This window comes from Achromobacter insolitus (assembly GCF_002209555.1).
Lineage (GTDB): Bacteria > Pseudomonadota > Gammaproteobacteria > Burkholderiales > Burkholderiaceae_B > Achromobacter > Achromobacter insolitus.
The window spans coordinates 112,001-133,791 of the sequence record NZ_NJIF01000013.1 but is presented as its reverse complement, the minus strand read 5'-3'; the positions used below and the strand labels follow the sequence as shown (position 1 = coordinate 133,791).

Annotated in this window: 23 protein-coding genes and 1 pseudogene; 8 read left to right on the top strand and 16 right to left on the bottom strand. The window is 63.2% G+C overall.

Features of this window, described 5'->3' with window-relative positions:
- Window positions 1-153: 153 nt before the first annotated feature.
- Window positions 154-1,641 carry a protein adenylyltransferase SelO gene (locus CEY08_RS27605; RefSeq protein WP_076812416.1) on the bottom strand — a complete coding sequence of 496 codons (1,488 nt, stop codon included), beginning with the start codon at window positions 1,639-1,641 and terminating at the stop codon, window positions 154-156.
- Entirely contained in the window at window positions 1,638-2,009 is a 372-nt protein-coding gene (locus CEY08_RS27600; RefSeq protein WP_042792877.1) for a DUF2069 domain-containing protein, read from the bottom strand. The genes CEY08_RS27605 and CEY08_RS27600 overlap by 4 nt, the downstream gene beginning before the upstream one ends.
- A gap of 17 nt (window positions 2,010-2,026) precedes the next feature.
- On the opposite strand from CEY08_RS27600, the gene CEY08_RS27595 reads away from it, so the two are divergent.
- Both CEY08_RS27595 and CEY08_RS27590 read left to right on the top strand, forming a co-directional pair.
- A complete protein-coding gene (locus tag CEY08_RS27595; protein ID WP_076812413.1) occupies window positions 2,027-3,337 on the top strand; it encodes a YihY family inner membrane protein in 1,311 nt (436 codons plus the stop codon).
- Between the two features lie 38 nt (window positions 3,338-3,375).
- The gene (locus tag CEY08_RS27590; protein ID WP_042792875.1) at window positions 3,376-3,834 is read left to right on the top strand and encodes a CBS domain-containing protein; all 459 of its coding nucleotides are present in this window, start codon (window positions 3,376-3,378) and stop codon (window positions 3,832-3,834) included.
- Window positions 3,835-3,862: 28 nt separating this feature from the next.
- On the opposite strand, the gene dusA is transcribed toward CEY08_RS27590, so the two are convergent.
- A complete protein-coding gene (gene dusA, locus CEY08_RS27585) occupies window positions 3,863-4,843 on the bottom strand; it encodes a tRNA dihydrouridine(20/20a) synthase DusA (protein WP_042792874.1) in 981 nt (326 codons plus the stop codon).
- 221 nt (window positions 4,844-5,064) lie between these two features.
- Between dusA and CEY08_RS27580 the strand changes: the two genes are divergently transcribed.
- Window positions 5,065-6,033, top strand: a complete 969-nt coding sequence (locus CEY08_RS27580) for a homoserine kinase (RefSeq protein ID WP_042792873.1) — start codon at window positions 5,065-5,067, stop codon at window positions 6,031-6,033.
- A 65-nt stretch (window positions 6,034-6,098) separates the two neighbouring features.
- Entirely contained in the window at window positions 6,099-6,902 is an 804-nt protein-coding gene (locus CEY08_RS30240) for a BPSS1780 family membrane protein (protein WP_042792872.1), read from the top strand.
- A 6-nt stretch (window positions 6,903-6,908) separates the two neighbouring features.
- On the opposite strand, the pseudogene CEY08_RS30385 reads toward CEY08_RS30240, so the two are convergent.
- The 11 genes and pseudogenes from CEY08_RS30385 to CEY08_RS27520 form a co-directional block, all read right to left on the bottom strand.
- A pseudogene (locus CEY08_RS30385) lies at window positions 6,909-7,145 on the bottom strand (DUF192 domain-containing protein); the annotation flags it as partial.
- Window positions 7,142-8,014, bottom strand: a complete 873-nt coding sequence (locus tag CEY08_RS27565) for a type II secretion system F family protein (protein WP_076817582.1) — start codon at window positions 8,012-8,014, stop codon at window positions 7,142-7,144. The gene CEY08_RS27565 and the pseudogene CEY08_RS30385, both read right to left, overlap by 4 nt.
- Window positions 8,015-8,113: 99 nt before the next feature.
- Window positions 8,114-8,959: a type II secretion system F family protein gene (locus tag CEY08_RS27560; RefSeq protein ID WP_042792871.1), complete on the bottom strand. Its 846-nt coding sequence runs from the start codon at window positions 8,957-8,959 to the stop codon at window positions 8,114-8,116.
- The gene (locus tag CEY08_RS27555; RefSeq protein WP_076812405.1) at window positions 8,956-10,650 is read right to left on the bottom strand and encodes a TadA family conjugal transfer-associated ATPase; all 1,695 of its coding nucleotides are present in this window, start codon (window positions 10,648-10,650) and stop codon (window positions 8,956-8,958) included. Before CEY08_RS27555 ends, CEY08_RS27560 begins: the two co-directional genes overlap by 4 nt.
- Window positions 10,647-12,017: a type II and III secretion system protein family protein gene (locus CEY08_RS27550; protein WP_076812402.1), complete on the bottom strand. Its 1,371-nt coding sequence runs from the start codon at window positions 12,015-12,017 to the stop codon at window positions 10,647-10,649. Before CEY08_RS27550 ends, CEY08_RS27555 begins: the two co-directional genes overlap by 4 nt.
- Window positions 12,014-12,865: a Flp pilus assembly protein CpaB gene (gene cpaB, locus CEY08_RS27545; RefSeq protein WP_076812399.1), complete on the bottom strand. Its 852-nt coding sequence runs from the start codon at window positions 12,863-12,865 to the stop codon at window positions 12,014-12,016. Before cpaB ends, CEY08_RS27550 begins: the two co-directional genes overlap by 4 nt.
- Window positions 12,862-13,653 carry a hypothetical protein gene (locus tag CEY08_RS27540; protein ID WP_063639636.1) on the bottom strand — a complete coding sequence of 264 codons (792 nt, stop codon included), beginning with the start codon at window positions 13,651-13,653 and terminating at the stop codon, window positions 12,862-12,864. The genes cpaB and CEY08_RS27540 overlap by 4 nt, the downstream gene beginning before the upstream one ends.
- Complete coding sequence (locus CEY08_RS27535; RefSeq protein ID WP_076812396.1) at window positions 13,650-14,261, bottom strand: TadE/TadG family type IV pilus assembly protein; 612 nt, start codon at window positions 14,259-14,261, stop codon at window positions 13,650-13,652. The genes CEY08_RS27540 and CEY08_RS27535 overlap by 4 nt, the downstream gene beginning before the upstream one ends.
- On the bottom strand, window positions 14,258-15,676 hold the full coding sequence (locus CEY08_RS27530) for a pilus assembly protein TadG-related protein (protein ID WP_076812393.1): 1,419 nt from the start codon (window positions 15,674-15,676) through the stop codon (window positions 14,258-14,260). Before CEY08_RS27530 ends, CEY08_RS27535 begins: the two co-directional genes overlap by 4 nt.
- Window positions 15,673-15,939, bottom strand: a complete 267-nt coding sequence (locus tag CEY08_RS27525; protein ID WP_042792867.1) for a hypothetical protein — start codon at window positions 15,937-15,939, stop codon at window positions 15,673-15,675. The genes CEY08_RS27530 and CEY08_RS27525 overlap by 4 nt, the downstream gene beginning before the upstream one ends.
- Window positions 15,940-16,285: 346 nt before the next feature.
- Complete coding sequence (locus CEY08_RS27520; protein ID WP_232033891.1) at window positions 16,286-16,555, bottom strand: MaoC/PaaZ C-terminal domain-containing protein; 270 nt, start codon at window positions 16,553-16,555, stop codon at window positions 16,286-16,288.
- On the opposite strand from CEY08_RS27520, the gene CEY08_RS29915 reads away from it, so the two are divergent.
- A complete protein-coding gene (locus tag CEY08_RS29915; protein WP_175147407.1) occupies window positions 16,502-16,642 on the top strand; it encodes a hypothetical protein in 141 nt (46 codons plus the stop codon). The two genes, CEY08_RS27520 and CEY08_RS29915, sit on opposite strands and share 54 nt — an antisense overlap.
- 15 nt (window positions 16,643-16,657) lie before the next feature.
- Here CEY08_RS29915 and CEY08_RS27515 read toward each other — a convergent pair whose 3' ends face one another.
- A complete protein-coding gene (locus CEY08_RS27515; RefSeq protein WP_042796896.1) occupies window positions 16,658-17,251 on the bottom strand; it encodes a BPSL1445 family SYLF domain-containing lipoprotein in 594 nt (197 codons plus the stop codon).
- A 70-nt stretch (window positions 17,252-17,321) separates the two neighbouring features.
- Entirely contained in the window at window positions 17,322-18,347 is a 1,026-nt protein-coding gene (locus CEY08_RS27510; RefSeq protein WP_076812390.1) for a LysR family transcriptional regulator, read from the bottom strand.
- A gap of 166 nt (window positions 18,348-18,513) precedes the next feature.
- On the opposite strand from CEY08_RS27510, the gene CEY08_RS27505 reads away from it, so the two are divergent.
- The 3 genes from CEY08_RS27505 to CEY08_RS27495 all read left to right on the top strand — a co-directional run bounded on the left by CEY08_RS27505 (window position 18,514) and on the right by CEY08_RS27495 (window position 21,773).
- Entirely contained in the window at window positions 18,514-19,503 is a 990-nt protein-coding gene (locus CEY08_RS27505) for a Bug family tripartite tricarboxylate transporter substrate binding protein (RefSeq protein WP_076812387.1), read from the top strand.
- Between the two features lie 38 nt (window positions 19,504-19,541).
- Window positions 19,542-21,035 (top strand): M81 family metallopeptidase, encoded by a 1,494-nt coding sequence (locus CEY08_RS27500; RefSeq protein WP_076812385.1) that lies wholly within the window; start codon window positions 19,542-19,544, stop codon window positions 21,033-21,035.
- Between the two features lie 162 nt (window positions 21,036-21,197).
- Window positions 21,198-21,773 carry an acyloxyacyl hydrolase gene (locus tag CEY08_RS27495; protein WP_076812382.1) on the top strand — a complete coding sequence of 192 codons (576 nt, stop codon included), beginning with the start codon at window positions 21,198-21,200 and terminating at the stop codon, window positions 21,771-21,773.
- Window positions 21,774-21,791 lie beyond the last annotated feature (18 nt).

Genomic DNA, 21,791 nt, shown 5'->3' with positions numbered 1-21,791 from the left:
TATTCCGTTGGCGATAATCTTACGTCTTTTACAATGGAAACGAATGATTGCAATGAAAAAAACTGCGATATTCCTTGTCCAAACGGTTATTTTCTCGTAAATCGCAGCAAAATCGCTTTCATCCGCGTTCGGTTTTTGCCGCTGGCAGCCGAATCACGACGAGCAGCTGACCTCCAGGCTGCCCGCCCAATCCGGCGGCAGCCCCGCATATCGCTCATGTCCCGGCTGGGCCTCGTAAGGGTTGCGCAGCAGCTTCATCAGCGTGTCGATCTCGCCGGCATCGCCGGATTTGGCCGCGCGAATCGCCTCTTCCGCCAAGTGATTGCGAAGCACATAAAGCGGGTTCACACGATTCATGCCTGCAACCACCTCCTGTGCCGGCCGGCCATCCTGGGCATGTCGTCCGACCAGGCGATCCAGCCACGCGCCCGCGGCCGGCCGGTCGATAAACAAATCCTCGAATGCGCTGCGCTGGCCCGACAAGGCATCGGCCATGCGCCGCCACGTCAACGTAAAGTCGGCCTGGTTGGCGTCCATCAGCTTGAGCAGATCGTCCAGCAGCGCTTCGTCGGCCGGCCGCCATGCGGCCAAGCCCAGTTTGGCGCCCATCCGGTCGTGGAAGGCACGCGTAAAAACCGGTTCAAATTCGTCCAGAACGGCTCGCAGCCCCTCCACGTCCTGCACCAGCGCGTGCAGGCTGCCGCCCAGGCGATACAGGTTCCAAAGCGCTACGGACGGCTGACGGTTCCAGGAATACCGGCCCTCGGAATCCGAATGATTGCAGACATGCCCCAGGCGGAAACCGTCCATGAAGCCATAGGGGCCGTAATCCAGCGTCAATCCCAATATGGACATATTGTCGGTATTCATCACCCCGTGGCAGAAGCCAACGGCCTGCCAGTCCGCCATCAATAGCGCGGTGCGCCGCGTGACGGCGCGCAGCAGGTTCATATAGGGAGCGACGTCGTTATTGGCCTCGCCCGTCCCTGCATCCCGGCATTCGGGGTAATAGCGGTCGATGACGTAGTCCGCCAAGGTCTTGAGCAGATCAGGCTGGCGGCGCGACGACCAATGTTCGAAAGAACCGAAACGTACGAAGCTCGGGGACATGCGGGTCACGATGGCCGCCGTCTCCACGGTTTCCCGCATGACTGGATCATCGGACACCACCAGCGCCAGCGCCCGCGTCGTGGGCACGCCCAGGCCATGCATCGCCTCGCTGGCCAGGTATTCACGCACCGAAGAACGCAACACCGCGCGGCCATCGCCCATGCGCGAATAAGGCGTCATCCCGGAGCCTTTGAGCTGTAGCTCCCAGTTTCCCTGCGGCCCTTCGACCTCGCCCAACAGGTGGGCCCGGCCATCGCCCAACTGGCCCGCCCAGACCCCGAACTGGTGGCCGCTGTAGACCGCCGCCAATGTGTCCCCTCCGGGCAGAGGCCGAGCGCCGGAGAACACGCTCAGAAACTCGGGAGTCGACAATACGGACGGATCCAGGCCGATCAGACCGGCGGCCTCGGCGTTACCGTGCAAGAGACGCGGATTATTCAGCGCCTGCGGCTCGAGCCGGGTGTAGAAGGCTGCGGGCAAGTCCGCAAAGGAATTGACGACACGCAGATCGGACAGCGTATGGGCGCTCATGCGCGTTGCCTCCTGGCGGCCCGCTTGGCGGGCCGCACGTAAAAAATGGCGCTTAGAAAGAAGGTGGCCGACAGCAGGATCTCGCCCCAGGCCATCATTACCGACAGGGGCGCCGGGTCCGACATGGCGCGCACCACCCCTTCCATCAGGTAAAGCAGCGACAGCATCGAAGCCCACTGGTAGGTATAGAGATTGCCCCGCAGGACGCCACGCAGCGGAAATGCCAGCGGCAGCGCCTTGAGCAACATCCAGGACCCGCCCGGCCGCACCGGCGCCACCACGGTTTCCCAGGTGACGCAAAGCACTATCAGGGCGAATAGCGAAACCGAGGCCAGCAGGCGCAAACGGGGGTTGAGTTCAGGGTTCATGCTGCTATTATCGCCTGATGAATCGCCCCGCCGAGCCTGCCGCCACGCCGGCGGCCACCGAGCACTCGACCCCGCGCTCTTCATGGATCGTGAGGGCCGGTCGCGTTTTGCGCTTCAGCGCCGAACGCGCTGGCGAAGAGAAACTGCTGCAAGTGGCGTCCAGCCTGACCTTCACGACCGTCCTGGCCATTGTGCCGATGTTGGCCGTGGTCCTGTCGCTGTTCACCGCTTTTCCCGTATTCCAGGAATTCCGCGTCGCCCTCGAGGATTTCCTCGCCAACAGCCTGATGCCGCCGTCCGTGTCGGACAACATCATGGATTACCTGAATCAGTTTGCGCGCCAGGCTTCACGCCTGACCGCCATCGGTGGCGCGTTCCTCCTGATTACGTCGCTATTGCTGATCATGACGATCGACAAGGCATTCAACGACATCTGGCATGTGACGCGTCAGCGCCCCCTGCGCCAGCGCGCGCTGGTGTATTGGGCCATTATCACGCTGGGCCCAGTAGTGGCCGGCGCAAGCCTTTGGGCGACCTCGTTCGTGGCGCGGGAATCGCTGGGACTGGTCCGCGACGTGCCGGAAGCCGTCAGCATGGCGGTGTCGTTCATTCCGCTGATCCTGACTGGCCTCGGTTTCGCCGCGCTGTTCGTCATGGTTCCCAACCGCGAAGTTCTCTGGCGCGACGCCCTGGTCGGCGGCTGCGTAACGGCGATCGTGCTGGAAATCATGAAGTCGGCATTCGCCTATTACCTCACGCGCTTCCCCACCTACACCGTTATTTACGGCGCTTTCGCCACCCTGCCGATTTTCCTGCTTTGGATCTACCTGTCTTGGCTGGCCGTACTGCTGGGGGCCATCCTGGCATCCAGCGCGCCGCTCATCCGCCTGGGCCGCTGGGACATCAACCGTTATCCCGGCGCACCGTTCGTGGACGCCGTGGATGCGCTGCGTACCCTGCGCCAGGCGCAGGCGACCAATCCTCCGGGCCTGCCCGCCAATGTCCTGGCGGCGCAGCTTCGGCTGCACCAGGACGAACTTAACGAAGTGCTGGAAACCCTGGCTGAAATGGGGCTCGCCACGCGCAGCCCGGAAGGCCTTTGGGTCTTGACCTGCGATGCCCGCCAAACCTCGATGGCGCCCGTGGTGGACCACTTTCTGCTGGATCGCAGCCAGCCCAGGGTCCGCAACGACCCGGAAATATTGCGAGTCGCCTCGGCCGTAATTTCCCAGCAAAATGCGCCCACGCTGGAAGAAGTCTGCGGAGAAGCGCAAAATACCGAAAATGGAATCGCTCCCATATTGCAGCTGGAAGCGAAAAAGAATTAGCAAATAGCATCAGGGCGTAGTCCGCCCAGGAGGAACCGATGTTGAAGGTCAGCGAGATTTTGCGCGTCAAGGGCGATACGCTCTACACGGCGTCGCCCGACATGCCTGTGTCCCAGGCCGTCCAAACAATGAGCGAGCAGGACATAGGCTCGCTGGTGATCATGGAATTCGGGACGCTGACCGGCATGCTCACGTTCCGCGAGATCATCCGCCACATGCATGCGCATGGCGGCGCCGGTGAAACCACCATCCGCTCCATCATGGACGATGCCCCCGTCAGCGTGTCGCCCAACACCAGCGCCGACGAAGTGCAGCGCCTGATGCTGGAAAAGCACGCCCGCTACATCCCGGTCATGGACGGCCCCACCCTGATGGGCGTCATTTCGTTCTACGACATGGCCCAGGCTATCGTGGCGGCCCAGCAGTTCGAAAACAATATGCTGAAGGCCTACATCCGCGACTGGCCAACGGAAAGCGCCGAACCCGCCAAATCCTGAAGCCGGGGCCAGCCACGCTGGCAGCCCGTCACACCCCTGCCGGCGCCGCTTCTATCGCGGCGCCGCGCATATCCGGCGCATGCCGCTGGCTGCGCCAGGCATCGTAGATCAGTTCGGGATTGTTCGCGGCCAACAGGGCCGGATCCGACAACATGCGGCGCCAGCGGCGCGCGCCGGACTGGCCATTCACCAGCCCCAGCATGGGGCGGGTCATTACCCGCAACGGCACGCCACGAGCTACCTGCCGCGCCGCGTATTCCGTCATCGCGTCGACCACCTGCGCATCGCTGGGTAGCCGTACCGATGGCCATAGCTGCAGAGACACCTCCGACAACACCCGCGGCGTGTGCCACGCCGCACGGCCCAGCATGACCCCATCGAAATCCCCGGCGGCCCGCACGGACTGCTCGGCATCCGCCAGACCGCCATTGAGCACGAAGGTGCAGTCCGGGAAGTCGCGCTTCAATTGCCGCACCACGTCGTAGCGCAGAGGAGGAATTTCCCGATTGTCCTTGGGCGTGAGGCCCTTGAGCACCGCGTTGCGGGCATGCGCAATGAACACCCGGCACCCGGTGTCGTATATCTTGCCCACGAAATCCCGGACGAACTCATAGGACTCGTCGTAATCCAGCCCGAGCCGATGCTTGACGGTGACCGGGATGTCCACGGCATCCTGCATGGCCTTCATGCAATCTGCCACCAAAGACGGCTCGGCCATCAGGCATGCGCCAAACGCGCCCTTTTGCACCCGCTCCGACGGGCAACCGCAGTTCAGGTTGATCTCGTCGTACCCCCACTTCCGGCCCAGCCGGGCCGAATGCGCCAGCGCGTCCGGCTCGCTGCCGCCCAATTGCAGGGCCACCGGGTGCTCGGCTTCGTCAAAATCCAGGTGACGTTCCACATTGCCGTGCAACAGCGCGCCAGTGGTAATCATTTCCGTGTACAGGCGCGCGCGCGGCGCCAGCAACCGATGGAAATAGCGGCAGTGGCGGTCGGTCACATCAATCATCGGGGCGACGCACAGCCGCCAGTCGGGGGAGTCCAAGAATCACTCTACAAAACAAGGGGATGCGGTATTTTACGGTGCTTGGCGGCTTTGTGCCCGGGCGATGGATCCGGCCGCTTCGCCGGATGGCGGGCAGGCAGGCCGTCCATGTGGTCTAAAATTGCGCCGCCGCAGCCGAAACCGGCATGCCAGCGCGTCCGACAACCCTTACATCCCGCACATCAATGGCCGTATTCACCCCTGTCTCCGAAGACGACGCTCGCGCCCTCCTGGCGCATTTCGATCTGGGCGAGTTTGTCTCGCTTCGGGGGATTACGGCGGGTATCGAAAATACCAACTATTTCCTGTACACGACCCGCGGCGAGTACGTCCTGACGCTATTCGAGGTGCTTACGCAGGCGCAGCTGCCGTTCTACATCGAGCTGATGTACCACCTGGCCGAACGCGGCATTCCCGTGCCGAGGCCCCAGACCCTGCTGGACGGCACTCGCTTGACGACCCTGCACGGCAAGCCCTGCGCCATCGTGTCGCGCCTGCCAGGCGGTTACGAGCCCGCGCCCAGCGCGGCGCATTGCGCCCTGGCGGGCAGCACGCTGGCCCGCGCCCACCTTGCAGCGCGAGATTTCCCGCTGCACCAGCCCAATCTGCGCGGCCTATCGTGGTGGCTGGAAACGGCGCCCAAGGTCATGCCCTTCCTGGAGCCGGCCCAGGCACAGCTCCTCTCGTCGGAACTGGCTGACCAGCAGGCTGCTGCCGCAACGCCGGCCTGGCAGGCCTTGCAGGCGGGCCCGGCCCATTGCGACCTGTTCCGGGACAACGTCCTTTTTGCAGGCACTTTCGAAGACCCGCTCATGGGCGGCATTATCGATTTCTATTTCGCTGGTTGCGATACCTGGCTGTTCGACGTGGCGGTAAGCGTCAATGACTGGTGCATCGAGCGGGACACGGGCGAATTCGTGCCCGAGCTGGTCGAATCCTGGCTGGCGGCATACGCGGCCGTGCGTCCGTTCACCGACGCGGAGCGTGAAGCATGGCCGCTGATGCTGCGCGCCGCCGCGCTGCGCTTCTGGATATCGCGTCTGTATGACTTTTTCCTGCCGCGGCCGGCGCAAACCCTCAAACCGCACGATCCCCGGCATTTCGAAAGAGTGTTGCAAGCACGCCACCGCCCCGGCTTGCCAATATTGCCGTAACCGTTGCGCCCCCCATAATGAGGACAACGCCTCCCTTTTTGAGAGATCACCCCCTTTAAAGAGCCATGCAAGCAGCATTCCTACCCGCGACATCCGGCTGGCAATGGGTCCGAGACGGCTTCCGTCTGTTCCGCAAGCAACCACTGGCCATGTTCACCTGGGCCATGGCCATCAGCCTTCTGGTCATCTTTGCCACCGCGACGCCGCCGGTCGGGCCCATACTGGTCGTGGCGCTGATGCCCATCATTACCCTGATGACACTGTCGGCGTGCAAGCACGTCGAAGCCGACCGAATCATGCTGCCCTCGATGTGGGCCAAGCCGCTCAAGCAGCCAGGCGTATTCAGGAAACTGTTCCTGATGGGCCTGCTGTACGCGGCGCTCTGCATCGTCACCGGCCTGGTCATTTTCCTGCCCTTCACCGACGCAATGGTCGAGGGCATGCGGATCGCCTCAGTGGAAAAGTCCATGGAGCCCATCCTGTCCGCCATGGCTGTCCCTCTGACCCTGTTCGCGGTCGTGTATGTCGTGATCGCTGCGCTGTTCTGGCACGCACCGGTGCTGGTCGCCTGGCATGGACTGAAGCTGGTCCAGGCCTTGTTTTTCTCCGGCATCGCCTGCTGGCGCAACAAGCTGCCCTTCCTGGTCTACGGCGCCACGTGGATCCTGGTGTTTCTTTTCATTGACCTCTGCGCCGGCCTTCTGGTTGCGATCGGGTTGTCACCGCAGTTGGCCGGCACGCTGCAAATTCCGTTCAATATTGCCGCGGGTGGCGTGCTGTACTGCAGTTTCTATCCCGCCTATACCTCCGTGTTCGGCATCGAAAACACCGGCGCGCATCTCGACAGCGGCAACGGCGCCCAGGCATAAGGCTATGCGGCAGGGCGCAAGCGCCCTGCGCACTCCCACAACCCTACCCTGTCTCGATACAAACGCCACGTCGATGGCGTAACGCATGCCAAAGGTGTGCACCGCGGCGCAAGGCATCAGCAGGATGCCAGTCCGCGGCCCGGGCGGCCTGCGCCCCAGCAAGCCTCGCGCGCGTCCGCACCAGCTGGAAACCTTGAGCAGCCTGAGCCGGGCGCGCGGCGCCGATGACCCGCCGCCATTCATTGCACGCTCTGCAACAGCTGCACCACAATCGGAAAAGCCAGCACGATGAAAGTGCACGGAAAAATGCAGCCGATCAGGGGCAGCAACATTTTCACGGGCGCCTGCATCGCCAACTGCTCCGCGCGCGCATGACGGTCACTGCGGCTTTGCGCTGCCTGCGCACGCAGCACGGGCCCCAGGCTGATGCCCAACGCTTCGGCCTGCGCCACGGCAGCGGCCCAGTTGCGCGCAAGCGGGCTGTTGCTGCGTTCCGCCAAGGCCTTGATCGCGGCCGATCTGGCGACCCCTGCCCGCATTTCTGCCAAGGCATCGGTCAACGCATCGCGCAACACGCCGGCCGGCCCGCTTTGCGCAGCCATCTGCAAGGCTCCGTGTACGCTCAGCCCTGCTTCCACGCACAACGTCATCATGTCGAGCACAAAAGGCAGGTCGCGTTCGATACTGCGCCGCCGCTTGAGCGCCAGCCCTCGCAACCAGAATATCGGCGCGGCGCCAGACACCAAGGCAACCGCCACCGCCCACGGGCTCCAAGCCCAGGGCTGCGCCTGCGTCAACATGATGGATCCCACAACCGCCAAGCCGCCGGCCGCCACCGCCGCGCTCCAGCATAGCGCCGCTACATGCGCATAACTTATGCCGGCGGGCAAGGCGGCCTGCTCGATCGCTCGCGTCAACCGTACACGCCAGCGCCAGGAACACAACGGCTCGGCCAAGGGCGCCACCGCCGACACCCAGGGCCAGGCGGCCCGCCACCACCATGGCAGCGCGGATGATGCGCCCGGGCTTTCCAATAACAATGGCTTCAAGCCCACCCACGTCAACCAACCGGCAACCAGCGCGGTCGTCAACAGGCTCAAGTACAACCACATGACTTCCTCCGTCACGCCATCCACCAATTTCCCGGCTTCATGGCAAAAGCTCGCCGGGGTGTTCCCGGCCGCCACACATGACACCCAATGCACGGAACCTCAAATATCGATCCGGATGATGCGCCGGATCAGCAACATACCTGCGATCTCCAATACGGCCACGATGGCCAGCACGCTCCAGCCGATAGGGGTATGCCAGAGCAACCCCATGATTTCGGGCTCCAGGCGATCCAGCACGACCAGGAGCAACAAGGGTAAGGCTCCCACTATCCAGGCCTGCAGCCGGCCCTGGGACGTCAGCGCCTGCAGCTTTGCCTGCAGCTGCAGCCTGGCGCGCAGTGTCTGGGCGATACTCTCAAGCGCTTCCGCCAGGTTGCCGCCGGTCTGCGCCGCAATGCGCATGGCGGCCACGACAAGCACGGTGGAATCGGCCGGCATCCGGCCACGCAGATTCTCAAGCGCTACGTCCCAGGACACCCCCATGCGCTGCTCACGCATCATCAATCCGAATTCCTGGGCCAGCGGCGCCGCGCTCTGCTCGACCACGTGGCGCAAGCCTGTCGTCAATGCGACGCCCGCGCGCAAGGCGGAGGCGAGCATCAGCAACGCCATCGGCAGTTGGTGTTCAAACCGCCGGGCACGCCTGCGCCGCAGTGCATTCACAAGAGCCCCGGGCAAGCGAGACGCAAGCACTGCGGTCCCGGCGGCCAGCACCCCCTTGCCCGTGGCGGCGTAGGACAATGCGGCGGCCAATGCAGCGCAGGCCACCGCGCCCACCCATAACTGGGCCGGATCGATGAACAGGAACACCTCGCTCAAACGCAAGCCCGCCTCCTGGGTGTAGACCTGGCGGTAGCGGCGCAGCGCCGGGGCAAACCAGGCCTGGACGCGCCACGCCAGCAGCAACACGCAGATCATGGCGCCACCTGCCGCAAGCCAGATCATGGCGTGCCTTGCGAGAACACCGCGGCGCCCGGTCCGGCCTCGGACGTATCGGAGAACCAGGCTGGATCGAAGGTCTCCTCGGTTTGCGCCCATTCGCGCACGAAGCCGGGCAAGGCACCGCACCCAGCGAAACCCCGCAGACGGTCGTACCGGAACAGGTCCTGAAGCTGTATGCGCCCGCTTTCCATGCCGGTGACCTCCGCGATGGACGTCACGACTCGCCGTCCGTCGGATAGCCTGGCCTGCTGCACCACGATGTCCACACTGGCCGCAATATGTTCCCTCACCGCGACCAAAGGAAGATCCAGGCCCGCCATCAGGATCATCGACTCCAGCCGGCCCAGAGCATCCCGAGGCGAATTGGCATGCAATGTCGTCAGCGATCCCTCGTGGCCGGTGTTCATCGCGGTCAGCATGTCGAACGCTTCCGGCCCACGGCACTCGCCCACCACGATCCGATCAGGCCGCATGCGTAACGCATTGCGCACAAGCTCCCGGATATCGATGCACCCGCGCCCCTCCTGATTGGCCGGACGGGCTTCAAGCGCCACGAGGTGCTCGTGGTTCAGGCGGAGCTCCGCCGCGTCCTCGATGGTGACCAAACGTTCGCCATCGGGGATTTCATTCGACAGAATGTTGAGCAATGTCGTCTTGCCGGATCCGGTGCCGCCGGACACGACCAGGTTCCTGCGTTTTCTTACGCACAGCGCCAGGAACTGCGCCATGGCGCTACTCAATGAGCCCGCCGCAAGCAGATCGGGCATCCCGGGGCGACGTTGCGGAAACTTGCGTATGGTCAGGCAGGCACCCCGCATTGCCACCGGCGGAATGACGGCATGCACGCGGGAACCGTCCGCAAGGCGCGCATCCACCATGGGCGAGCTCTCGTCGATACGCCGCCCCAAGGGAGTAACAATGCGCTCGATGGCCCACCGCACGGATTGTTCGCTGGTAAACGCTGCCTGATGGCGCGACAGGCGGCCCGCTCGCTCGACGTAGATTTCGTCATGGCGATTGACCATGATCTCGGTGATGTCGGCGGCGGCTAGCAGCGGTTCCAGCGGCCCCAGGCCGACCGCTTCGTCCAGCACCTCGCGACAGAGCGCTGCGCGGTCCACCTCAGCAGGCAAGTCTGCGTCCGTGGCGACAATCTGTGTCAACAAGCGCTCCGCCTCGGCACGCAACATGCTGTCGCTCATGCCGGCCACGTCACGTCGGCGCAGATCCAGCGCTGCGAGCAAGGCCGCGTGCAAACGCCGACGTTCCTGCAACTGATATTGCGGCGACAGGATGGGCGGTGAGATTGCGGCGACGGGCGGTGCTGGGGAATCCGGCACCAGCATCGATCCCTGTGCCGAAACGTCGGGCGTAGCGCCGCCCGGCGTGTCATCGTGCTGGCTACCAGCGGCCGGGCGGACCCGCAACCGGCAAGGCCCGATCAGGATCTCGTCGTCGGGCAATACCGGGCCGTGGCGCACGATTCTTTCGCCGTTCACCAGCGTTCCCGCCAATGTGCCAAGATCTTCGAGAACGATGGCAGCCTCTTCGCGCAGCAAGCGGGCATGCTGACGCCCAACCCGCCAGTTCGCGATGCGCAGGCCACATTGCGCCGCACGTCCGATCAGCACCGGCATGGCCACCGTCAAGCGGCGTACCGCCGCATCCTCGAATGTCATTTCTATGTCGATCATGGCCTCGTTTCCATTAGAGAGTGCGGAACATCGGTACGGCGAGCGCTCCATTGCGAACCCGCGCCCGAATGGGTATTCCAACCGCCCGCGGTTGGCACGGCGGTCCCCAGGCGAGGCGGCAATGGGAAAGCCGCTTCCAGGACTTCCCGCCCCCGTTGCACACGTTCCGCCATGGCGGGCTCGGCCTGCGCAATGACCTTGGGGGTCACGAAAATCGCGAGCTCGGTTTCACGCAACTGGTAGCGGCGCGACGAGAACAAGGCGCCCAGAATGGGCATGTCCTGCAGCCAAGGAAGGCCGCTGGTTCCCTCATCCCGTTCCCGGGACAAGAAGCCGCCGATAACCAAGGTATCGCCCGACCGGACGTTGAATTCGGTGGAAGCGCGGCGCGTGCGCAACGCCGGCCCGCCGGGAACGCTAAGCGCCGTATCCACGGAACTTGCCTCCACCTCGATCAAGGACCGGATGACTCCGCTGCGATCGATGCGCGGAGTGATCTTGAGCATGACGCCATAAGGTTTGAACAGCGTCGTGGCATTGCCACGCGCATCGGTCGACGAGTAAGGGACTTCGCCACCGGCCAGGAACGTGGCGCTGGCGCCGCTGCGCGCCAGCAATTGAGGCTGGGCCAGCATGACGGCCTCGCCGCTCTGAGCCAGCAATGCGATACGCGACGACAACAGGGCATTCACGCCGAAGTAGCCCGCCGCCGCCGACGCCGAGCCCAGGGTCTCTATGACTTCTTCTCCGGGGCGGCGCATGCGCCCCAAGGACCCCGCATCCCAGGCCAGTCCGGCGTTGATGCCGCCTTGGGTCGTCGTGCCCCAATTCACTCCAAGCTCTCTCAACCTGGAGGTGGGAATCTCCACCACCTGGACATCCAACTGCACCATGTGGTCCCAACCCACTTGCCCGGTAAAGTCCAGTACGGTCGGATAGCGATCCGCCAGGGCAGCGATACGCAAGCGATCATCATCGGAAAGGTCATTGCCTTCTATCAGGATGCGGCCGCCCACTTCGGTGCTGCGCGCCCCCGGAATGCGCGCAAGCAAGGCTTCGACCTCAGCCCGTAAACGCGGTGCTCCAGCCGGGACAACTCTCAGCTCATAGGCTTTGGCGAGACCACGGTTCGTCCAGACATGCATGGACGAGACTCCCTCGGCACGAGCAAACACGACGACCTCTCGCCCTTCGGCCTCGATGGCGCCAATCACCTGGCTATTGCCTATCGCCACGCGCTTGACTCCGGGATGCGACAAGACATGTGTTTCGCCCACCTGAAGTTCGATTACCTGATCCGCCGGCCACGTTGCCTCGCTGACCAGACCTAACGCCAAGGCGAACAAGCTGACTATGACCTGCCTCATGGCTGCTCCTTGTTGGTTCCTGACTGAACAGCCGCCAAATTCGATATGCCTTCGTCCAGCCTGGAATCCAAGCGGTCTCCGTAGACGATGCTCACGCCCGGTAAAACGCGGGGTTCCGGCTCCAGCCCGATCAGCGAGGCAAGGTCGCTTTGCGCGGCGCCGCTAACGACCGCGGCATCATCCCGATGACGTAGCATCGCGGTCAGCACTCCGCTTTGCCGAGCCGCCACGAAGCGCATGGCTTCATCCGGCGTTGCAGCGAGGGTGATGCTGCCGCCCTTGCTTTCGCCTTCCGGCTCGCTGCCCACCATCAGCACCCGCATGCCCTGCAATAGGGGTACCGTCAGTTCCCGCTGGCGATGCGCGAAACTGACATAGATGTCGATGGCATCGCCGGCACGCAGTACGTCGGCCAGGCCGCCCAAATCGGCCGCCGCCACGGTCAAGGCACGCTGCCCGCTATGCAGGCGCGAAGCCAGCGCTGGAGCGGGAGCAGTGAACGTCAGATGGCCGCGCAGCAAGGCTTCGCCATTGGCGACGTCGGCCAGCAAAGTGGCGCCGAGCAGACTGGAAAGATCCAGAGGATCGATGCTGGCCCTCGAAGTCCATTGTTCTGGGATCTCGCGCACGGCCAGATGCACCTCTTCGAGCTGCGTGCCCGCAGGCAGGTCATACGCCGCGACCAGGCGGCTGACCATGGGCATGCGCGCCTCGGCTTCCAGCGCTTGGACCCGTTGCTGCACATGCTCCCGCACAGCCCAGGCCGACACCAGGCCTGCAGCCAGCGCGATCGCGTATACACCGGTCCTGCGCAAGCGCTGCAAGACATGACTCATCCTGTTCATCATGGCGCTCTTCCGCTGACCAGAAGCCCGCTGCCGCCCTCCAGGGGCACCAGCGACAGCCGCATGCGCGTCTTCCCCCGCGTCCACCAATGCTCTTCGTCGGACGCCGGCAGACGATGCCAACCGCTCTGGATCAGGCGATCCTCCAGCAATGGGGCCAATTGTTCCGGCGGCAAAACGTATTGCCAGATGCTCTCGGAGAAGCGAACGCCGTCCTCCATCATGGCCACATCCAGCCTGAGCCGACTGCCCGCCGGGAGCCAATCGGGTACCGGGGTGCCGTGTGAAGCCAGCAGATTGACCGCCGAAATGCTGCCCGCCGTCCGGCGCGCGCCCAGACCTTCCATCTGAATGACCCACCGTTCCTGCCCCACTCGGCCGGACAGAATCGCCTGGCCGGACAACACATTGAGGTCGGTCAGAGCGGGTTGCTGGGCAGACAGATAGCGGATCAGTTCGGGCGTGCTGAGCGGTGTGTCGAATATCAGTACACGCGCGGGGACGCCGTGCAGCCATATGCCGTCCGCCAGTAGCCCACGCCGTGATCCCACAGGAAAGCGCAGGGCCTCCAACGAGGCGATACCAGGCTTTCGCTTGCTGGAAGATCCTGCTTCCTGACCGCCAGCCGCCAGATCCTGAGCGGCAGCGATACTGCGCCCTCCTACTGCCGCCACGGCCAGCGCGCCAGCCAGCAACAGTCGAAATACGCGCGCCACCACCGGACTGCGCCAACTGCCACCCCACGCTGCGCCCAAGCCGGCCGGTAATGCCGAAGAACAAAGTCGCGTCATTTGTCTTTCCCCTTGCGGATGGCCAGCCGATCCATAGGCACCACGTCTGCCCAGACAGACACCCAATCCAGCGACAACCCTGGCCTACCCCAAGGACCGTCGATCCGATCGACGACGGGCTTCAAGCGGCGGGCCTGCGCCAGCGAGGCGCTAGCCGTTTTTCCCCAGGGTGTAGGCGCTTTGCCAATGCGGCGCTGGGCGTCCGCATCGCCGTGCGCATAGCCCGCGCCGCTTGCCACATACGTCTGGCGAGCAATACGTGGACCAGCCACGGGGTCGCGGCGCGCCGTGCTTGCCGTCACCGACAGCAACCTCAGGTGCTCGCCGAACCATTCGTCCTGTAAAGCGGCGACCTGCGGCAAATCGATACCGTGCAACAAGCTAGCCCCGCCCGACAGGGTCGCGCGCTTTGCCTTGGGCAAGTCATGCATAGATTGCCCCATGGCGCTCGCCATCACCGCCTTGCGGCTGGCCTGCGCCATTTCCTGCGCAGCAAACTGCAGGCCTCCGATCCAGGTCACCCCCCACAACAAGAGGGCCAAAAGAGGCAGTATCAGCAACGCTTCGACCATCGCCTGGCCCTGCTGCCGAGTCAGAGCCACCGTCATGGGGTCCTCCGTGCCTGCGCCGTCTCGGCGGCGGTTACCGCGGACAAGCGGGCGTCCCAATAGGGCCGAAAGAGTGTGCCGAGTTCATCAAGGCCGTCGTTGCGGCCTTCCGGCCGGGCATAGTAGGTTTCGGCCGCGGAAGTCACGGTGACTGCGCCCGTCCGGCCAAGCGCGGCATAAGCGAATTTGCCCAGCGGCGCACGGACATCGCTATTGGCATCGGTGGTTTTCAAGACTGAACCAGCAAGCCGAACCGCCACCGCAAAGCGCAGGGGATCGCCACTGCGCGACAAGGCGATTTCACGATAGGCCGGCAGGCCGCGTCCCGGCCAACGCTGCGCTGCAGCCATGGCATATGAATTGGCAAGGCGATTGCTTGCGTCGCCAAGCAAATCCCAGCTGGTGGACTGCTCTACCCAGCGCCAGAAGTCCTGCTCGGAAAAATCCAGGGGTGGCTCTTCCACGTACTCCAGGCCATCAGGCGCCTTGATTTTCTGGCCCTGGGCCGTGCCCCAGCCCATGGCGTACTCACGGAAGTAGCAACCCCGCCAGCGATTAAAGCGAAGCGCGTGATAGGACTGGGTATCGAGCGCCCCCCAACGTCCGTCTGGTCCCAACCAAGTCGAGCCCCGGCGCCGCAACTCGTGCCGATGCAGAGGGCAAAAAGGACGGACCATCCACGGATTGCGGCGTGTGACGTTGCGGCGCTTGAGAAACCCATAGTGGTCCGCGGCCTGCTCGACGGCAGGTCGCAGACCCGCGTCGCGCGTGGCCAGCCGACGCGCCACATAGCCCGGCCAACCATCCGTCAACCATTGCAGATTCGATCCATTGAAACGTGCGCTACCCGCACCCCGGACCTGGATGCCGTCGGAAAGATTGGCGGACAATACCTTGTTCATGATGCGGTCGCGCGAAGCGGGCAGGCCGGCAACCGCCGATGCCGCCGTCGCGTCGAGGACCTGGCGGACCACTCTGTCATGCTCGCCAAACGCTTCCGCCAGCCGCTGTTCGGCGTTCGGCACCGCCCTGGCCGCTTGATAGGCCAAGCCCATATCGGGGCCGAACAGCATGGCGATCAGGCCAGCTGGCGGATTGCCGCGGTTGCGCTGCGACTGCATCGCGCGGGCGAACTGGGCGGACGCCCCCAACGTGACCAGATGCGCCATGGCGACCTGATGCGCGATCTGCGTCCGATTGATGTAGGCCAAGGCATTCAGCGCACGAGCCTGCGCCAACGCTCCGCTGTACGCCGCCGCATCCGCGGCGTGAGTCAGCTGCTGCCGCGATCCGACGGTTTGCCCCAAGTTGTACAGGACGACCAGGGATATGCCTCCCGCCGCTACCATCAGCAGGCCCAGGACCAGTGCCTGGCCCCGCTGATGGACCAGCCGTGCGCAGTGCGGCGACGTCACTTGGCGTCCGCGGCGTTGCCGGTAAAGGACTTGAGCGAACGGGCCTTGGTTTGCGCCGCCGCCTTTTGCGCCGCCTGCTGCGCCGCGCGGTTCTGCGCGCCGCCATCCTCGCCCGCGAGTTCGCGCGCCATGGCGGCGGTCTGCGACCGCACCACCTGGCCGAAGTATTGATATACCGCGATGGCTGCCACCGCTACCAAGGCCACGACCACGATGTATTCCGTCATGCCCTGCCCCAACTGACGCTTCTTAAACCCTGACATATCCGCTCTCCGGCATTGTGAAGAGGCTTCAGTGTCTGCGTCTGACGATGGCGTCACAATTCGCGGATACCGAGGCGGATAAAGTCGTGGCTGGCCGGTTGACTGCTGGCTGCCTTCATTAGCCGGTGATGACGGGACTCGGTGCAGGCCGCACCAGAATCTTGTAACCCTTTAATATTCAAGGGTTTTCCCTATTGCCCAGCCTATAGCGCAGCAGTAGATTTGAGTTGCCGGGCTGTCTGACACCCATCGCGTGCGAAGCCGGGCAGGAGCGCCTCAGACTCACCTTGAGCTGGGGCGCTCTTCCATTTTGCAGCGCGCAAATGCCGCAAATGCGCAGCGCCCGCTATGCGATGCGCGGGATCCCATTGTCGATGACGATCGCGTCGCGCTCCACCACCTTCGCCCTGAAAGACCCGTCCCGCCAAACTTCCACGCTCAACGTCTCGCCGGGATACATCGGTCCCGAAAAACGCAGCGATACGGAACGCACCGCCCCAGGCGCCGCAGGCTGCAACCGTCTGGCGACTGCATGCGACACCAAGCCAAACGTGCACAACCCATGCAGTATGGGACGAGGAAATCCAGCCGCCTGGGCGACCTGCCGAACCGGCACCTGTCGCCGCGCATCCGTGCCTTTGTGGATGCGATGAGCGAGGCCCTGCCGCCCCATTTGCCCTGGGAAAAGGCCATGGGCCTGTGAGGCGGCGTTCGCCGCTTACAGCAGCAGCGGCGAGATCTTGCTCCCGTCCACCGATACCCCGGCCATGAGGCCTCCATTGTTCAGGACGAAACCCACGATGGGCTGCTGGGCAGTGTAAGTATCGATGCTGCCGTTCACGCCCACGTTGGCCACCGCGACAGTCGCGTCCGCGCCCACCGTCCAGCCGCTGCTGGCCCGGAACTTGGCCAGCGCGCCATCGGTCATGAACAACACCACCATCGCTTTGGACTGCGCGCCGGCCTGCAGGCCGATGGAGCCGCCGGTGATGCTGTAGTAACCGGTATCCGACCCGCCCACCCGCAGCACGCCGGTGCCATGCTGCGCCCCCACGATGAAACTCGCGCTCAACACGCCCGGAAACACCAGCACCCCGCGCGCGCGCTCCACCAGTTGCTTGGCCTGCGACGAGGATTGATAGAGCTTGGACAAGGTGGCGTCCGCCGCGGCATCCAGCTCCTGTTTCTTTTCCGCGGCCGTGGCCGAGGATTGGGCGGTGGTGGTGGTGCAACCTGAGAAGATCAGGCTGGCTACGCTAAGCACGGCGGCGGCAACGCCGGGCCGGCGCAACTTCGAAAACAGATCAGGCATGTGGCGCTCCATTCTTGCTTCTTGTTAATGCTCCGGGCAGCCCGGAGCCGTCCAAATGGGAGCTGCAATCCTACCTTTTTTGACGGAGCGCCGTAACCGCGCGGGCGCCCAGCAGGGGCGCCTTGAGATATTCGGACCCGGAATTGGCGCAATCGACCACCAATTGTCGAAACAACTGTGCCGCAGGACGAGCGGTGACTTGCTTGTTCCAAACCGCGACCACCGGTTCAACTTGGCCGCCCAGGTCGAAACGCACCCGCCTCGCAACCTTCGCAGTGCACAGCTGCTCGGCAATGCCCTCCGGGAAGACCGCCAGATAGTCGCCCGCCTGCAGCAAGCTGGCCGTGACGGATACATCGCTGGTGTGCACGCCCTCCGAAGGTAGCGCAACGCCCAAATGGTGCAGCGCGGTCTGCAGCAGATGGAAGATGCGGGATCCTGCGTTCGGGATGCACCACCGCTGCCTTGCAAGCATATCGGCCGTGATTCTCCGGCGAGCCAGCAGCGGGTGATCTCTGCTGGCGATGACAACAACCTTCTGTGCCGGCAAGATGCGCACCGTGGACAGGCTGGCCAGGTCCAAACGCGGGTCTGCATAGGTAAACAAAATGTCCAGCGATCCATCGACGAGCTGCTCGATCAGTTCGACGATGCCCCCCTCCACCATGCGTACCGTCATCCCCGGCCTGTCCGTATTGAAGGTGGCAAGCGCATGGCACAGCAGCGGATGTACGGACAGGGTCCGGCTCGCCAAACGCAGTTCCCCTTTGCCCCCTTTCTGGATTGCGCTCATGGACTCTGCCAGGCGCTCCAGCTGCACCAGCAACACGGTCGCATGGTTCGCCATCTCGCGGCCGAGATCGGTCAGCGCCAGGCCTCGGCGGCCCCGGCCTTCCCATAATGGCGCGCCCACAATGGCCTCGATCTCGGCCAGAGACTTCGAGATGGCGGCAGGACTGACATGGAAACGCCTGGCCACCGCCGCAGCCGTTTGCACTTCGCCCAAGGCTCCAATGATGCGCAAGTGGCGCAGCTTCAGGCGCGACAGTATCAGGTGCGCGGATTCTTGCCCGCTTGGGGAATGAGGGTCTGGCATGTCCACTACTTGGAGCACTGCGTCATAGTGCTTTTTATATTAACCATTAGGTAAATATTAACTTCTTTTAATTCGCTATTTGTTTCCATTCTTCGATTCTATAGTGCCATCACGACACATTCATTTCCGACGCAGCCCCGGTCTGCGACACCAAGGAGTTCGAGCGATGGCGAACGCGATTCCCTTTCTGAAATATGCCTGCGGCGTCTTGGCGTGCGCTGCATTGACGACAGCCTGCGTGGCTGCGGGTACCGATTGGCCCAAGGCGCCGTTGCGCATCATCGTTCCGTACACCAGTGGCGGGTCCGTCGACGCGATAGGCCGGGCATTGGCTGAAAAACTCGGAACCAGACTAGGCCAGAAACTCGTCGTAGAGAACATTGCCGGCGGTGCGAATGTCCCTGCTGTGAAGAGTGTGTTGTCTGGCGCGGCAGATGGCTATTCACTTTTGCTGGCCAGCGACACGGCGCTCAGCATCAATCCCCACGTAATCAAAGACCTTACCTACGATCCCGAGCGTGACTTGACTCTCGTCACCGTGGTCAGCACGCAGCCTCACTGGATCATCACCCGGCCCGAGCGGAAGGAGCTTGGCAATCTCGAGGACTTGAAGGCGTACATCAAAAGCCATCCTGGCAAGGTCTCCATCGGCGTAAATGTGGTGGGCGGTGCTGCCCATCTGGGGCTCGCGGACTGGCGGCGTCGCAACGAACTGGATTTCGCGATCGTCCCTTATCGGGCGCCCGAGCAAGGTACGGTGGACCTGATCGGCGGACGTCTTGACGCCAAGGTCGACCCCATCGGGGCATCCCGTAATCTGGCAGAAGAAGGCAAGGTCAAGCCGCTCGCCATTCTGCAGGACACGCCCATTCCGGCGTTTCCCGGCATCCCGGCTCAAGAGCCGAACAGCGCAGCCGCGTTAACGGTACGCGCGCACATATCGCTGGCGGTAAAGGCTGGCACACCCCCTGCCATCGTCGACCGGCTCTACCAGGAAGTACGCGCCAGCGTACTGGAACCGGATTTTCTGAATCGGCTGAAGGTTTTCACATACCTGCCGGTCCTGACGCCACCGGAAGAAAGCCGCCAACGCATCCAGGCCGAAACCGCCCGCTACGGGAGCATCGCCAAGAACATCGATCTGGACGGCAACTGACCCCAAACCCGCTAAACCGTTCCACTGGAGCCCTATCCATGCGTTTCGTCATTGCGCTGGTCCGCCATGAAACCAACTCATTCTCTCCCAATCCCACTCCGCTCTCGTCGTTTAATCGGGGCGGCGGGAGTTCGGGGCCGCTATACGGCAACGACGCAATCCAGGCATGCCAAGGAACCAATAGCGCGGCGGCCGCGTTCATCGATCTGGCCAGGGCGCAAGGACACGAATTCGTCGTGCCCTTGATGGCATACGCCATGCCTAGCGGGCTGGTGACAAGCGCAGCATTCGAACACATCGCCACGACCATCGTCGAATCCGTCCGGCAAGGCTGCGATGCGGTATTGCTGGATCTGCACGGCGCCATGATTTCCGACCACTACTCCGACGCCGAAGGAGAATTGTTAAAGCGGATCCGGGCCGTGGCGCCGGACGTCCCTATTGCGGTCGCACTCGATTTTCATGCCAATTTCAGCTCGGTGCTGATCGAAAACGCGACCGTCGTTACGGGCTATCGCACGTACCCTCACATCGACATTTACGAGACGGGCGAGCGCGCCGCCCGCACGCTCATGGCTGCGCTTCGTGGCGAGGTTACGCCTGCGATGATCTGGCGCAGCCTTCCCATGCTGACGCATACCCTGCGTCAAACTCCACTGGCGCAACCCATGAAAGACATCATGGACCGCGCGCGGCAAGCGGAAAGCGACGGTGAAATTCTCAATGCTTCGGTATTTGGCGGCTTCCCATACGGCGACACGGCTCATGCCGGCCTCACGGTTGTCGTGGTGGCCGACACCAATCACCTGAACGCAGCCCAACGGGTTCTCGATGAGCTCTGTTCCGAAGCCTGGGCGCGCCGCGCCGATTTCAGGTTCCATGCGGAACCCATGGAAAAATCGATTGCTCGAGCGCTCTCGGCCAAAGCAGGCCCGATTGTGATGGCGGACCATGGCGACAATTGCGGTGCAGGCGGATCAACGGACGACATGACTGTCTTGCGCGAGGTTTTGCACCAAGGATTACAGGACGTGGTAGCCGGCCCATTCTGGGACCCCGCCGCCGTAGCCGCAATGGTCGACGCGGGTGTGGGCAGTTCAATCACGGTCGATGTGGGCGGCAAGACAGATGTGCCCGCGCTGGGCATCAGCGGCCAGCCTCTGCGTTTGACGGGGCGCGTCCGGTGCATCACGGACGGACAACACCGGGTCTTCGGTCCCATGCACACAGGCATGCTCGTCACTCTGGGCCGCACGGCCGTGCTCGATACAGGCAGTGCGCTTGTGGTCATCAGCGAAAAACCACAGGAGCCATTTGATACCGGGGTGTTCACGCATGCCGGCATCGACCCGGCCCGACACAAGTATGTACTGATCAAATCTCGCCAACACTTCAGGGCTAGCTTTGAACCCATCGCGAAGGAGGTCATACTCGTCGCGGGACCGGGAGTGGCGAGCGCCGATCTGGAACAGTTTCCCTTCAACAATCTACGCCGTCCGATATATCCGTTCGATCCCGAAATGACTATCTGACACCGGCTTTCCCGCTCACACTCATATATTGGCACCCAGCATTTCGCAGCCTGACGGTGCCAATACCCGCTTAAAACTTCACACTACTTCATATTTTTCGTCTGGACGATTGATAGAGTTAGCCCGCCATTAAGCAACTCCGCCCGGAAACGGGATTTCCAGATGAACACCAACAAAGACAAACTCACGCAGAGAAAGCTCCAGCGCAAGATACTCGTCCCAGCCTTGCTCAGCCTGGTATTGGCAGGCGCGGGAGCCGAGGCGGCGGCCAACTCCGTCGGCACGAAAGGCGGCGTCAGCCTGCACTATGGCGTAGGCGAACATTACAAGCGCTACACGCTGAACTATGAAACTTCGCCGCTCTGGAGCACGGAGTTCAGCGGCAGTTGGGGCCGACTGGACCTGACTCCGGAGTTCGGCGCATCCTATTGGACTGCGGACGGATCCCGCTCGCCCGGCAATGTCTGGCAATTCAGCGCCATTCCCATGTTCCGCTGGTGGACCAGCGAACGGTTCTATATAGAGGCTGGCATTGGAGCCACCGTTTTCACGCGCACCCGCTTTGCGGACAAGAACATCGGCTCCGCATTCCAATTCGGCGACCACATTGGCGCAGGCTTTCTGCTAACGCCAAACAACCGCATCGGCCTGCGGTACTCGCATTTCTCGAATGCCGGCATCAAGCGGCCGAATCCGGGCCTGGACACGGTGCAAGTCACTTATACCTATCAGTTCTGATTGGCGCAAAGCTGCGAC